This is a genomic window from Chitinimonas naiadis, from assembly GCF_054780835.1.
Map to the genome: position 1 here is coordinate 1,315,065 of NZ_BAAGVO010000004.1, position 13,651 is coordinate 1,328,715.

Here is a 13,651-nt window from a genome sequence, read left to right on the forward strand (position 1 = left end):
AGACGTCGTGACAGGAAAGCGCAGGGATGACATGCGTAGACATGACGACAACCTTACCGCAAAAGCCACGCCTGCGCACCTGTCGCCAACTTGGCCGATGCCCTTGCTCTCGGCATGCACTTTGCTCTGTTTCAGCCATGTTCGTGCCACGCGGGCAGGTTCCGCGCCAACGCTAGCTACCGGAGGCGTCATCATGTGCAACGGGGTCCCTGTACGTATCGCGCTGCTCATTGGCGCCTCGCTCCTGTCCGGCGGCTGCGCCAGCCTGCTGCCCGAGGCCAAGAGCACCGAAAAATCCATCTGGCAAAGCTATGAAGAAGCCGAGGCCACCATGGGTATGGTGGTACCACGCCGCACCAAGCTGGAGGATCTGCGGCTGATGGGGTTTGATCCGCAGCTCGACGCCAACGTCGCGACCCTCAACTACTCCGACATCCTGCGCCGCTTTGCACCGGGCGGAGAAGCCGGTGGACTGCAGGCGGACAAAGGGGTGCGCGGCTGCCTGTCGCAACCGGCAGACTGTACCGGCCTTGAGATCAATGTCAGCGGCGAACACCGCGAGCGCGTCGGCAGCTTCTGGCCGGACTTCCTCAACTTCCGACGCGAATGGCGTACCACCGGCTGGCGCTTCAACGCCATCATCCTGCTCAAGAACGACGTGGTGGTGTACCGCACCTGGGGCGGCAAGCCCAATATCGACAAGATGGAGCGGACCAACAACCCACTGGGACCATTGCAAGGTCTTGGTGAGCGGGCGGCGAACTTCTGATCACGCTCGCAGCACCGCGCAGACTGAACCGTGATCGCGGCACCCGGCCCAGCCGGGTGCCAACCGATATTCGATGCTCAAGCGCGCTTCGCTGTATCGCATCCACTCCCCCCACACTCCCCGCGGTGGGGACGCCTCGCTGATCCTCGTTCGCAGTCACTCGGAGCAAGGTTCGGACTCAATCTGCAACGCGTGATCCTTAAGAAGTCGCCTGCCCGCAAAAACACAATGCGTATTTACCAATCGCACAAAAACAATCAAAATATACACATTGCGTATTGGAGCACACTATGAATTCGTCCCAGCAGATCGTTCTTCGCGATGCGATGCGTACCCTCAACCTCACCCGTGACGCGCTGGCGGATCGTTTAGGTGTCAGCAAACGGGCCATGGATAGCTGGCTGCTGCCGGACGATTCGAACGAACACCGCAGCATGCCGACGGTGGTGGAACGGTTCATTGCAGAGATTCTACGCAGCGCCGGCAGCCCTACGCAGAGCGTATACCAATCGGCCGGTAGCGTGGCCGGCTCCCAGCATCTGCTCTCGGTCGAGCAATTCTCGCGCGATGCGCTGGAAGACCTGTTCCGGCTGGCCGACCAGATGCAGCCCATCGCCCGCCGGCAGAAAATCAGCCGTGTGCTGGAAGGCGCCGTGCTGGCCAACCTGTTCTTCGAGGCCAGCACCCGCACCCGTATCAGTTTCGGGGCAGCGTTCTGTCGCCTCGGCGGATCGGTTTGCGACACCACCGGCTTTACCTTTTCCAGCATGGCCAAGGGCGAGTCGATCTATGACACCAGCCGGGTAGTGAGCGGCTATGTGGACGCGATGGTCGTGCGCCATCCCGACCAGGGCGCCGTGGCGGAGTTCGCCCGCGCCACCCATATACCAGTCGTGAACGGGGGTGACGGCCCCGGCGAGCACCCCACCCAGGCCCTGCTCGACCTCTACACCATCGAGCATGAGTTCTCGCGCCTCAACAAGCTGATCGACGGCAGCCACATCGCCCTGGTGGGGGACCTGAAGCACGGCCGCGCGGTGCATTCACTGGCCAAGCTGCTCGGTCAATATCGCGGCATACAGCTCTCGCTGGTGGCACCGCGTGGGCTGGAAATGCCCAGCCATATTCTCGATATCAGTGCTCGCAACGGCAACAGCATCGCCGTCCATCACAACCTGGCGGACGGGCTGGCCGGCGCCGACGTGGTCTACGCGACCCGGGTACAGAAGGAGCGCATGGCGGGCGAAGCGATCGAGGGCTACACGGCGGAGTTCCAGATCAATCAGGCCGCGGTCGATGCCTGGTGCAAGCCGGATGTGGTGATCATGCACCCGCTGCCGCGCGACAGCCGCCCCGGCGCCAACGACCTCGCCACCGACCTCAACCACGACCCGCGCCTGGCGATTTTCCGCCAGACCGACAACGGCATCCCCATCCGCATGGCGATCTTTGCGCAGCTACTGGGCGTGGCCCAGCAGATACCCCACAGCCTGCGGGAGCCCGCCTGGTCCCACCCACACCAACTGGGGCCGGACGACGCGCGTTTTCATGCGCTGGATTGATTCATCCCGAGCGGGCTGCTATCAAGCAGTCGCCGGGCGGGTGTTCACCGCCCTTTGCGCCTCGAACGCCCGCTGGTAAGCCGACCGCGCTTCGCCACGGGCGACATAGGCGGCAAGGTTCGGATAGTCGCCCAGCAGACCGGACGGTTTCAGTCTCAGCGTTACCGACACCATCATCAGGTCGCCCGCGCTGAACATGCCATCGAGCCAGTCGGCACGCCCAAGCCGGGTGGATAGTTGTTGCAAACGGTCCCGCACCCGCCGCTCGACCAGGGGCAGACGATCCTTGTGCCAAGGCTTGTCGCTTTCCAGCAGCTTCGCATTGGCGAGCTCGAGGATGGGCGGCTCCACGGTATTCACCGCAGCAAACATCCAGGAGATCGCGCGAGCCCGTGCCTTGGCATCGTCCGGCAGCAGGCCGGCGTGGTGCTCGGCGATATGAAGGACGATGGCCCCGGTCTCGAACAGGGCCAGATCGCCCTCCTCATAGGTGGGAATCTGCCCAAAAGGATGCAGCGCCAGATGCGCGGGCTCCTTCATCGCACGGAACGACACAAGGCGGACCTCATAAGGCAGGCCCACCTCTTCCAGCGCCCAACGGACACGCGTGTCACGTGCCAACCCTTTGCCACCATCGGGTGACCGTTCGAACGCAGTAATGATGATCGTCATCGAGCGACGCTTTCTGTCATGGACATCATGTTCGGGCTGCCTACCCTCAAGCACTACGGCAAGGGCCATACCCATTCTTCAGCGTTATCGGTAGCGCAGCAATGCTTGTTCCGGCGCGATCCACAGCCCCTTTCCCCTGGTGCACACAGCCCGGAGATGCCGCGTTCAGTACGTCGCCCTCCACGCAAACCTGCCACGTGCAACCTACCCTGCTGTTCACCGTTCATTGCAAAACCGACGAACGGTTAATTAATTAGCTTGCTAATCGTTATTGTCGTAAGTATATTGCAGTCCATGGAAGCGCAACGCAGCAACACGGCGAAGCGCAGATCGGCTCCACGGGTCAGCAACACCGACAAGTAGAGCGCAATGAGAGTTAAGGTCTGTCTTTAACGTTAGCGCACTAATATTTACCGCAGCAACGAAGACAGCCCAGTGATCCAGACCTTCGACCAGTTACCCACTTTGAAAAGGAAACACATCATGAACACCATCGCCAAGCTCATCGCCGCCTCCGTCATTGGCCTGACCGCTACCTACGCTGCCGCTGCCGATACCAGCTACACCGATACCGTCCGCCACAACTCGGTCGCTACCCACGCCGTGGCCTACCAGGCCAAGCAGAATGTGACTGCGGACAATACCGACGCTTTCCGCCAAGCCAGCCAGACCGTCCGCTCGGGTGAATACATCCTGATCGCCGGCAAGGCCCGCCACATCAGCCCGGACAACACCGATGCCTTCCGCCGTGCCGGCTATGTCGCCGAGCAAGGCCGCAGCAACCAGCTGATCAAGCTGGCCGCAGTCGAACTGCGCTAAGTCTTACCCGGCGGCGGGTCTCACCACCCGCCGCGACCAGGCTACCCAGCCATTGCTTTTGTTGCTTCTCACTCCTCCCTGATTTCCCGGCTACGGCAACGTTAGCCGGGCTTTTTTTGTGCGTTCGCAGAGGCGACATTTAGAAGGGGCCGCCCCTACTCCCGTGCGTACGTTCCAGCCTGCTGAGCCGCCTCCCGCATCTGTTCCAGCAAGGTCGCGGCGTCGGCCGACACGCCGGCCCGCCAGCAAAAATCCACCAGATTACGGAAAGGCCCACTCTCTTCTCGGCTAGCCACCAGCTTGGCCGCCGTGGCAGGGCCAACACCTGGCAGGGTGCGGAGGTGTTCGGCCTCGGCCGTATTGAGGTCCAGCGTCATGGGCAGCCTGGCCTTGCCTGCCTCGATCACGGTGGCGGCATTCAAGAGCCAGATGCTGCCGCTCAAACCGGCGCTCAACCGCACCGGGTCCTCGGCCACTTCGTCGGCCAGGGTCTTGAGCTGCTGCCGCAGGGGTTTGAGCCCATCGACAAAGGCGTCGATATCCCCCAACTGTCCCTGTTCACCCAGCGCAGCGACACGCCGGCTGAGGCCTGGGCTGACGGTTGCACCGTAGCTCAGGTTGACGACCCAGCGCGCCAGCTCGCGGCGGAATGCCGTATCACCACTCGCCATCGCCAAGGTCGGCAGCAAATGGCTATCAGGTTTGAGGGATTGGGCATTGAAGCGATGCAAGGCATCGAACAAGGGTTGGTAGCGGCCGACCAGGCTCGCCTCGTTGTCGGGGCCGTTGACCATGAGCTGATAGAAGACCGTCGCCACAAAGCCTTCGGAGGCGAGCATCTGATTCCCGCTCTTGAGCCGGCTACGATCAAACAGGCTGCTCTGGTCACGCCGCTGCCGCAACAGGGTATCGCCCGGCAGAGCAAGTTGGGCGTGGATGAACAGGTTCTGGCGCATGCCGGTCACGCGCAGTTCGCGGTCTACATTGCTCAGCCATAACGGAGTGATAGGCCGCCAGCGCAGCCCCTGGTCGTGCGCCCGCAGGTTGGCATTATGGGTATAGCGGCGGACCAGACCCTGCATATGCGTCGCAAAGCCTTCATCAAACGCCGTAGGCTCGTCGGTGATCGCCAGGCTGCTATGCGGTGTGCGTGAATAGCCATCCGGTAAGGACGGCACCAACCGGCGCAGAAAGACATGGCCAAGCTCGTGGGCAAAGATCTCTTCAAAGCTGCCGTCATCGATGCTTGCCATGCTCACCGGCAGATCGACATAGGGCGCGGCCACCCAATGCTCGCCCGTCTTGTCGCGCAACCAGAAGCCACGGCGGGCATATCCACCGTCTTCCTCCGCATTGAACAGCCAGGTTGGCTGTATCGTCTGCGCCCCGGCCGTTCGCTGCGCGGCGGCATCCAGCGCCAGCAAGGTACGAAGGAAGCCCTCGCTTGCTTCGCGTTGCAGACGACCCAACAACGGCCCTCCCGTTACTTCCCGCAACACCGGCGCCGGCGTCCCGCCACCGGGCCTCGCCTTGTAGACCCACTGCCCGTCCAGCTGTACCGATTCCAGCAAGCCCAGCCGCTGCGCCTGGGCCGGCAACAGGCACGCACACAAGGCCAGCAGGGCAAACCCGCGCAGCCAGGGTATACCTCTGATCAAACGCATTGCCACTCCTTATTGCACCAATCCGCAACGGCCTCTTCGTGGCACCGTAATAACGGAAAGGATGCGCGGATATCCAAGCAGCTGCCGCTACCGTGCGACAGGGTGCCGAATCCCCTGCATGGAATGCAGCTACCGTCGGCGCACCGTAGTTCAAGATCACTTTAGGACACTTCGGCCCGGATCCTGCGTTCACACGTCATGTGATCGTGCCTATACTGCCCGCGCGCCACCCACCCCAACAAGGGCCGGCCAAGTAGCCGGTCGATCAAAGGAGAAGAACATGCTGGATCATCTGGGCGTCACCATTACCGACATGGATCGCGCCAAGGCCTTTTACAACACCGCACTGGCACCGCTGGGCATCACCCTCTTGATGGAAGTTACCAAGGATCAGACCGGTCACGAAGCCCATGCCGGCTTTGGCGCCAACGGTAAACCGTTCTTCTGGGTGGGTAGCGGCAGTCAGGCCAGCAGCGGCGTGCACGTGGCCTTCACCGCCAGCTCCCGCGCTGTGGTGGATGCCTTCTACCAAGCGGCCATCGCCGCCGGCGGGACCGACAACGGTGCCCCCGGCCTGCGGCCGCACTACCACCCGAACTACTACGGTGCCTTCGTCCGCGACCCGGACGGTCACAATATCGAAGCGGTCTGCCACAGCCCGGCTTGATCCAGCCGACAAGTGCTCAGCGGGGTCGCTGTGTCTCGCTGACTTATTCCGCCGTTGTCTTCAGTCAGCGCAACGGCGGGATAGCTGGGCGAGATACCCCTTGCCATCACCACACCAGCCTACTCATGGGCTCGCTGCAAGATGATCATCCTCCGACTACCTCCATTCCCTTACACGGCATCCTAAAGTAGCGTTGAAAGCTCATAGAAAACCTCTAAAACTAGATAGTCAGTTTGCCTTGTGCGAACAGGTGCTCGTCATACGACCGATCACAGATGGCGATCAGACTGATACCAATAAAAATTGAGGCATCTTCCAAGAGGCGCCCATCAAATGGTAGTCGCTATCAGAGGAGGCAACATGAGAACCCATCAGGCCGGGAAAGCCCATCCTGCAGAGACGGCTCAGGCAGCACAGCACGAGCGCTCCAATAGCCAGAATATGGCTATGGAACCTGTAGTGCAGCACGCATCCGGCCTAAAAGGCTACACGCAGCTCCAGGCGCTCGCCGACAACAGTCCACGAACGCAACCCTCTCGGGTCATGCAGCAACTGGCCAGCCAGCGAGCAGAAAATCATGCGCCATCCGCAGAACAAGCGGCGGATGTCCATGAACAGGCAGGACGTTCCGATGTAATTCAAAATGGCGGGTTGCCAAGCCAGCTCAAGATGGGGATAGAAACGCTCTCAGGCATGAGCATGGACCATGTGAATGTCCACTACAACTCCACCAAGCCCGCTCAATTGAGCGCACTTGCCTACGCACAAGGTAGCGATATCCATTTGATGCCGGGACAGGAGCAACATCTGCCGCACGAGGCCTGGCACGTGGTGCAACAAGCGCAAGGAAGAGTAAACCCTACTGTCCAGATGGCCGGCGTACCGGTCAACGACGACGATGGCCTGGAGCAGGAGGCTGACAAAATGGGGCAAAAGGCCCTGATGGCGGGTGGAACAACTCTGCGCATGCAGACAGGCCATCAAGGCAGGACGTTATCAAGGCAGGCTCAAGCTGCAGCGAGCACTAGCGCAGATATACCTGTACAGCGCTACGCCCTTATTGACGGCCAATATGCCTGGGACGGCACAGGGAGCGCGGCGGTCGACGAAGACCCCACACGAATCGACAGGCCATCGGCAGAGGAAACAGCGGCGATTGAAGATAAATACGGCCGCTTCTATGCCAACCGGAAGGAGTTTGATGACCACCTATCAGGGCAACCTGTTGACGTCGGCCTCGTGAAAGGCAAGGCACTTTGGTACCGGCTGCCGTTCAGTACAGGCTTCTTTGTGCTGGGGGAGGCCCACAATATCCTGAACTATCGCACCGTTATTCAAGAGAGCAATCAGACCGGCAATATTCTGGGCGAAGGTGGCACAGTGCCCTTCCAACACTACGCGGAGGACGCCCCAACCAGAAAACCGAAAATCCCGACAAGAGCCACCGCAGGGACAACAGAGTACGCAATGGAATCCTCTGTGTCCAAAGCCGCCTATGCGCTTGCCGCGCTGGACGAAGATATAGAGAAAGAGCTTTCCCCTACCGTAAAGGCGCCAACTGGAATCACGGTGGAGGAACTTGATTTCGACGCCTGGTCAGATGCACGTTCGGTGAGCAAGGAAAGCGTGAAACGCGACGCCACCAAGCGCCCCTACTTTTCTACCGAGAAAGACAAGCGAACCACCTTCCAGCCCGGCGTAGCAGCGGCAGAAGCCAATTACAAACGGGGCGATACTGCGGTCAGGCAGATTGACAGCCTCAAGGATGGGCTGAGTACCTGGCAAGGGGGGCAAGCGCAGCCGAACCCCAGGATCGCCAGCCTCATCTCTCAGTTGACTACGCTCTCGGGAGATTTCGCAAAATGGGACACGATGGATGCCAGAGCAAAGCGTGCATTGAAAGATGGGCTGCTTGCCAAAACCCTCAAGGCGGTCATTTCACTGGCCAAGCAAGAGATAGAGACCTCCACAATCGATCGCAACGGCGTAACCGGCCAAGAACTGATCGATGAACAACATGAGTACAACGTTGATAAGGACGGAAAGCGAGTGGATACACTGCTCGGCCGCACTTGCTCGTTACGCGACGTGTTTATGTATGAGGCCATCATCAACGCCAGCGTCCCCAGCGCAAACTTCCGCATGGCAGGCATCGGGAACGATCACCTGAGGCATTTGCAAGAACCATTGAAGGCAGCAGGTATCACCACCATCAGCTTTAGCGAATTCTTTAGTAAGCACGTCGAGGACGCCGTGTAGTGAACGGTCTTAACGTGAAAAAGTCGCTGGCCGACGAGCGGTCATTTAATTAGCTTGCTAATTATTAGCGAATTAACTACATTACACGCATGGCAACGAACCGCAGGCAAGACAAGCTGGCGGATAGCGTTACCGGCTCAACTGCCCAGTCGCACCAAGCAAGTGGAGCGCAATGACCGCCTGGATCTGCCTAAATTGTTAGCGCAATAATAGTTAGCATGATTTCAGATTGGTTTAATCCCACAGCGCCAGACGCAACCGGACAAGGACACACATCATGATGACCGCTACCAGACTGCTCGCCGCTACCCTGCTGGGCCTGACACTGACCCAGGCTTACGCCGCTGGCAGCCCTTTCGTGACCGATGAATTCCACCGTGCCACCCGGGGAGACTTCTCCCGTGTGCTGGAGGTCAAACAGAACCTGAGCCCTGACCATACCGATGCCCACCGCCGCGCGGTAGAGAACGCCTCGGTCGGCCCCTACGCCATGCTCTCGGTACAGAAAGCCAAGACACCTCGCGGCGCGGATTACACCGATGCCTACCGTCGTGCTCCCCGCATTGGCGATGACGCCGTGCCTACGCAGTTGGTACTGCGTACTGGAGACACCGGCGACACCACGGGCTGGTATCGCGCCAGCTACTGAACATCCGGCCTGATGGACTGCGATCAGTCATCGCTATCCATCGACCAACCTCGCTCATCACTCCCCTGACTCTCCCGGCTCCCTGCCAAGGTATGCCGGGATTTTTTTGTCCCGAACGGGCGCTCCTAGACTTTGCGCTCGGCGAGAAACTTCAGGCTGGCCAGGCCGGCGTCGAAATCCTTGCCCAGCATCTTGTCCATGCTGATGAAAATGCCCATCAATTTGGACATGAAATTGCTAGGGCCGAACATGGCCCAGGTCAGGGTAGTCTGCCCACCTTGCTGTTGCAGCAGGAATTCGGCCATATTGTTGGCCTTGAACGGCCGCAGAAAATCGAGCTTGATCAGCAGCCGCACCGGCGGCTCGGCTTCCAGTATTTCCATTCGGCCCGCACCTACCTTGTTATTGCCATCCCATTCATAGATGGCCCCCTCGCCGCTTGGCGCGCCGCTATGCGCCCGCTTGAGTTGCGGGTCCAGCCTCTCCCAGGGTGACCATTCCACCCAGCGTCGCATGTCGGCGATCAGTTCGTAAGCTTTTTCGGGTGGAGCCGAAATCACGATGGAACGCTCGAATCGGAACGTATCCGGTCGACTAGCGGCAGCGACCAGGATCGCGACCAGTACCACGACGACAACCAGAACGAGGGTGGTAATCATAAGGCTCTCGGGTCAGGGGTCAGGTTCAAGGCAAGGCAAGGCCACCGTGCCATGCCTCGCCGGCAACGGCAGTAGCCCCTCCAGCCTAGAACATTCCGGGCCGGGGTTGAACCCTGGCGTGGCTTTCGGTACTTGTGACATCGCCCCCCTGGCTAGAGCTGCTTACTCACCCAGACACTCCCATCGTCGTCATGCCTGTCTACGGTAAACCCGGCCGCGAGATACATGCGCAGCGGTCCGAAATGGTTCTCCGTCATGCTGGTGGATTCGCCCCTCGGGTTCGCCTCTACCCATCGCAATCCCGCCGCCTTCAGACCCTCGCAGGCGGCAGCCAGCAGGGCTGTGGCAACACCTTGTCCACGCAAGCGGGGCGCGACCAGAAAGCACAATATGGTCCCACGCTCAGCCGCGTCCGGCACCGGCTCCTCGTCCAGCGCGTGCAGCAGCGCGCGGGGCGCGGCATTGCACCAGCCCACCACCTCACCATCCTGGTAGGCGAGGTAGCCCCGCATGGTGCCGGCGGCAATCCGCTCAGCCGCACAGCAGCGATTCTCCAATGCAGTACGGGTGTTCCATTTCACCGTCCGGTGATCCTCGTAAAAACACTGGCAGTAGCAGGACGACCACGCCGGGTTGTCACTGAATGCCTCGCCATCAAAGAATTGCAGGAAATCCGCTAGTCGGCCGGGGCTGAGTGCGTCGATCCGAATGTCTGGTTTTTGCACTGCCTGCTCCATGGTTTGCAAGGTCTATCGGGCGTTTTCAGGTGGTCGGGAAAATGTTATGCATCCAGATTGAAATTGTCATATTCGGGATATGCAAATCAAGCCTACTATGAGGGTATGCCGGTGGACTAGCGTCGCCTCAGCATACAAAACATCGCCTCCTGGGGATTCGTCTTGATCCTTCCCCTGTAGAGGCGTCGCGGTCCAAGCACGGCCGCAGTACTACACCTCCAGGGATGAGGAAATAATGTCTGACCCCTTACCACAGCCCGGCGCCACACCGGGCCTGGCGAGTTCACCCCTTGCCGATCCGGCCGATCTGGCTCGCCATCTGCACGATGGCCTTGCCCAGCTCCTGACCTTCGCACTGATCCAGCTCGACGCTGCGCAGGACCCCAACTGCCCCACCCGGGAAGCCGCGATTTTACATAGCCGGCAGCTCGTCAAAGAAGGGCTGCTGACCATACGCAATACCGTCAGCCAGTTGCGCACCGCGCCGGCAGCGGGCAGCCAGGATCTGGTCAAGCAACTCCAGGTGATCGGCGCGGAGATACGGCAATTGGGCAGCATCCAGCTCGTACTCGACTGCCCCGGCATGCCGATCTGGATACCGGAGAACGCCGCATATCGCCTGGGCCGCGCAGCGCGCGAGCTGCTGATCAACGCCTGCAAGCACGCCGTCGGCGCGACCGTCTGGCTCACCCTCCACGCGACCGAATCCGATGGCGGCGGCCTGCTGCTGACGGTCAGCGACGACGGGCCGGGTTTCGATGCCAACCGTATCCTGCAAGCGAATGCTCAAGGCTATGGCCTGAGTGGGCTATGTGCCTTCCTTGCGCCTATCGGTGCGCAGTTCTTCCTGCGCAGCGAACCCGGCACCGGTGTCTGGGCACAAGTCCGCTGGTATCCCAACGCACCGACCGCTACCTCAAGTGCACTGCAACCCCTTACCTGCTCCTCGGAGGCATCATGACCATCCGCGTCATTATCGGCGACGATCACGGTATCGTCCGCGAAGGCTTGGTCGCCCTGTTGCAAAGGGAGACCGATATCGAAGTGATCGCCCAGGCCGCCAACGGCTCGGAGCTGTTACAGCTCGCCCGCAGCCTCAAACCTGACGTGGTAATTACCGACCTCTCCATGCCCATTCTCAATGGGATGGAAGTCATCACCCGCCTGAGCAGCGAACCACTCCCCTGCAAGCTGTTGTGCCTGTCGGTCCACGACGATATCCAGCATGTGGTGGATGCATTGAACGCCGGCGCGGCCGGCTATGTACTCAAGGATAATTCCTATGAGGAACTCGCCCGTGGCATCCGCCGGGTGATGGCCAACCAGACCTACCTGAGCGGCGAGTTGATCGGCTCGGTCATGCAGGCCTATCGCAGCCCGACGCAAGTCCATGAACTGATCAAGCTACCCAAGCTGACCAGCCGTGAGCGGGAAGTTGCGCAATTGTTCTCCGAAGGGCAAAGCACCCAGGCAATCGCCGATCGTTTGCATCTGAGTACCAAGACCATCGCGACCCATCGCGAAAATATCTTCAAAAAACTGGGCATTCATACCATTGCGGAACTGACGCGTTATGCGGTGAGAGAAGGCCTGAGCTCGGCGGAAGTTTCTACACAACGATATCAATCTGAATCCCTACATGATCGCAGAGCAAACAGCTAATTCGTGAGGTGCATGGCTTCCATTACCAATTATGGGCAGATACCTGCGACGCATGGCTCATCGTGTCATGGCTCGTAGCGCTCAATGCTGACTACATACTTATCTAGAGGGTGCTCTACCAAAACCCCTTCTCCACCCTTCACGACCGTACGCAACCTGCTGGTCACTTCAATATTCGCAACGGCCTCGTTGCCTAGCGGTTCCTGCTTCACCATCACAGCATTCGGCGTATTATTTCGCTCGGCACGCAGTGCCAGTTGATATTTCGTTTTGTCGACGCTACCGTCTTTCTTCAAATATCCGTCTTTCTTTCGTTTGTCCTCTACCTTCTTCTGCTCAGCCTTTTTCCCACCCCTCGCTTCTACTAAACTTTTCCCGACATTGCCTGAGTTCTGATTGAATGCATCTTTCGAATCCATGAGCTCAAGCAATATATTGCCAATCGGTTTATTCAAAGTAATCTTTATCATTGATTTATAAGCACCCTTCTTCCCCGCATTGCTACCAATTTTCTCTTTATAGTATTGCCTAGCATAGGCTTCCGAAGTACTAAAAAATCCGTACAGCATAATTGAATCTTTAGAAATAACCTGATCATCTTTGAAATCTTCAGCCCGATATAGATGGAGACCGTCCAATCCAAAATCGCTCAGTACGGCTTCTTCCGGTTCGTCGTCCTCAGAGGAACTAAGGCTTGAACCTTCCTCAACGACGTCATCTTGCTCCTCGTCCAAGGCTAAAGCGCTGAAATCCACTGGATCAAAATCTACCGGGTCATCGACAAACGAGTGGCCCTGGCGCCCTACGTTCAGAATCTCGCTCGCCGCATCGATCGCCCCATCCCAATCCTTGAAGGGGTGCGGTTTATCCTCCTCAGCCCATCGAGCAAGCATGTTGTTGATCTCGAGATTGCCCTCGATCCGAAACAACTTCGGTACGGTTGTTACGCGGGTTTCGGAACCATTGAACAGGAAGTAGCCCTGGACTACCGGCCTCCCAAGGCTTACTCCCTTCGCCGTCGAACTTATAGCGCTACGTTGCGCGGTGTAAGCGGTTGCACGCCCGCCCATCACATCTGCTTCCCGCTCCAGTCCGGCATCGTCATTCACCGGCACACCTTCCTTCATCTGCATCGTCGGCTTCACCCGTCCTTGCCGCTGCTGCACTACATGCCAGGCCTCATGCGGTAGGTGCTGCTCTTGTCCCGGCCCAAGGTGGATGTCATTGCCTTGCGCATAGGCCAGCGCATTAAGCTGGGCGGGCTTGTCTGAATTTCTGTGCACCTGCACGTCAGACATATCCACGCCCGAGAGGGACTCTATCCCCTGCTTGAGCTGGTCCGGCATACCCGTCTGATTGCCGGCAGGTGCATCGGCCTGCAGTTGGGCAATCTGCGACTGTTGCGCTTGCTGGCGCGGGCTATCGTCCACCTGCTGCTGCAACACCCCTCTTGCCTTACGCTGCGCCGGCAGCGGCACCTGCGACGATTCGGCAGCGTATTCCTTGGGCATCTTCATGACGCGCTCCTTCAT

Annotated in this window: 13 protein-coding genes; 8 read left to right on the forward strand and 5 right to left on the reverse strand. The window is 59.4% G+C overall.

Features of this window, described 5'->3' with window-relative positions; translation table 11 throughout:
* Positions 1 to 193 precede the first annotated feature (193 nt).
* Positions 194 to 769: a hypothetical protein gene (locus ACYVHK_RS12410; RefSeq protein ID WP_460532145.1), complete on the forward strand. Its 576-nt coding sequence runs from the start codon at positions 194 to 196 to the stop codon at positions 767 to 769.
* 290 nt (positions 770 to 1,059) lie between these two features.
* Positions 1,060 to 2,331 (forward strand): aspartate carbamoyltransferase, encoded by a 1,272-nt coding sequence (locus ACYVHK_RS12415; RefSeq protein WP_460532148.1) that lies wholly within the window; start codon positions 1,060 to 1,062, stop codon positions 2,329 to 2,331.
* 21 nt (positions 2,332 to 2,352) lie between these two features.
* Here the strand turns inward: ACYVHK_RS12415 and ACYVHK_RS12420 are convergent, their stop codons facing one another.
* Positions 2,353 to 3,003: a glutathione S-transferase family protein gene (locus ACYVHK_RS12420; protein WP_460532151.1), complete on the reverse strand. Its 651-nt coding sequence runs from the start codon at positions 3,001 to 3,003 to the stop codon at positions 2,353 to 2,355.
* Positions 3,004 to 3,486: 483 nt separating this feature from the next.
* Between ACYVHK_RS12420 and ACYVHK_RS12425 the strand changes: the two genes are divergently transcribed.
* Positions 3,487 to 3,822 (forward strand): hypothetical protein, encoded by a 336-nt coding sequence (locus tag ACYVHK_RS12425; protein ID WP_460532154.1) that lies wholly within the window; start codon positions 3,487 to 3,489, stop codon positions 3,820 to 3,822.
* 155 nt (positions 3,823 to 3,977) lie between these two features.
* Here ACYVHK_RS12425 and ACYVHK_RS12430 read toward each other — a convergent pair whose 3' ends face one another.
* Entirely contained in the window at positions 3,978 to 5,486 is a 1,509-nt protein-coding gene (locus ACYVHK_RS12430) for a ComEA family DNA-binding protein (RefSeq protein WP_460532157.1), read from the reverse strand.
* Between the two features lie 280 nt (positions 5,487 to 5,766).
* Here ACYVHK_RS12430 and ACYVHK_RS12435 point away from each other — a divergent pair, with 280 nt between their 5' ends.
* The 3 genes from ACYVHK_RS12435 (at position 5,767) to ACYVHK_RS12445 (ending at position 9,061) form a co-directional block, all read left to right on the forward strand.
* Positions 5,767 to 6,153 carry a VOC family protein gene (locus ACYVHK_RS12435; protein ID WP_460532160.1) on the forward strand — a complete coding sequence of 129 codons (387 nt, stop codon included), beginning with the start codon at positions 5,767 to 5,769 and terminating at the stop codon, positions 6,151 to 6,153.
* Positions 6,154 to 6,513: 360 nt separating this feature from the next.
* Positions 6,514 to 8,412 carry an eCIS core domain-containing protein gene (locus ACYVHK_RS12440; RefSeq protein WP_460532163.1) on the forward strand — a complete coding sequence of 633 codons (1,899 nt, stop codon included), beginning with the start codon at positions 6,514 to 6,516 and terminating at the stop codon, positions 8,410 to 8,412.
* Positions 8,413 to 8,689: 277 nt separating this feature from the next.
* Positions 8,690 to 9,061 (forward strand): hypothetical protein, encoded by a 372-nt coding sequence (locus tag ACYVHK_RS12445; protein ID WP_460532166.1) that lies wholly within the window; start codon positions 8,690 to 8,692, stop codon positions 9,059 to 9,061.
* Positions 9,062 to 9,186: 125 nt separating this feature from the next.
* Here the strand turns inward: ACYVHK_RS12445 and ACYVHK_RS12450 are convergent, their stop codons facing one another.
* A complete protein-coding gene (locus tag ACYVHK_RS12450; RefSeq protein WP_460532169.1) occupies positions 9,187 to 9,720 on the reverse strand; it encodes an SRPBCC family protein in 534 nt (177 codons plus the stop codon).
* 152 nt (positions 9,721 to 9,872) lie between these two features.
* Positions 9,873 to 10,445: a GNAT family N-acetyltransferase gene (locus ACYVHK_RS12455; protein ID WP_460532172.1), complete on the reverse strand. Its 573-nt coding sequence runs from the start codon at positions 10,443 to 10,445 to the stop codon at positions 9,873 to 9,875.
* Positions 10,446 to 10,692: 247 nt separating this feature from the next.
* Here ACYVHK_RS12455 and ACYVHK_RS12460 point away from each other — a divergent pair, with 247 nt between their 5' ends.
* Entirely contained in the window at positions 10,693 to 11,418 is a 726-nt protein-coding gene (locus ACYVHK_RS12460; protein ID WP_460532175.1) for a sensor histidine kinase, read from the forward strand.
* Positions 11,415 to 12,119, forward strand: a complete 705-nt coding sequence (locus ACYVHK_RS12465) for a response regulator transcription factor (RefSeq protein WP_460532178.1) — start codon at positions 11,415 to 11,417, stop codon at positions 12,117 to 12,119. The genes ACYVHK_RS12460 and ACYVHK_RS12465 overlap by 4 nt, the downstream gene beginning before the upstream one ends.
* A 65-nt stretch (positions 12,120 to 12,184) precedes the next feature.
* On the opposite strand, the gene ACYVHK_RS12470 is transcribed toward ACYVHK_RS12465, so the two are convergent.
* Entirely contained in the window at positions 12,185 to 13,636 is a 1,452-nt protein-coding gene (locus ACYVHK_RS12470; RefSeq protein ID WP_460532183.1) for an eCIS core domain-containing protein, read from the reverse strand.
* Positions 13,637 to 13,651: the final 15 nt, after the last annotated feature.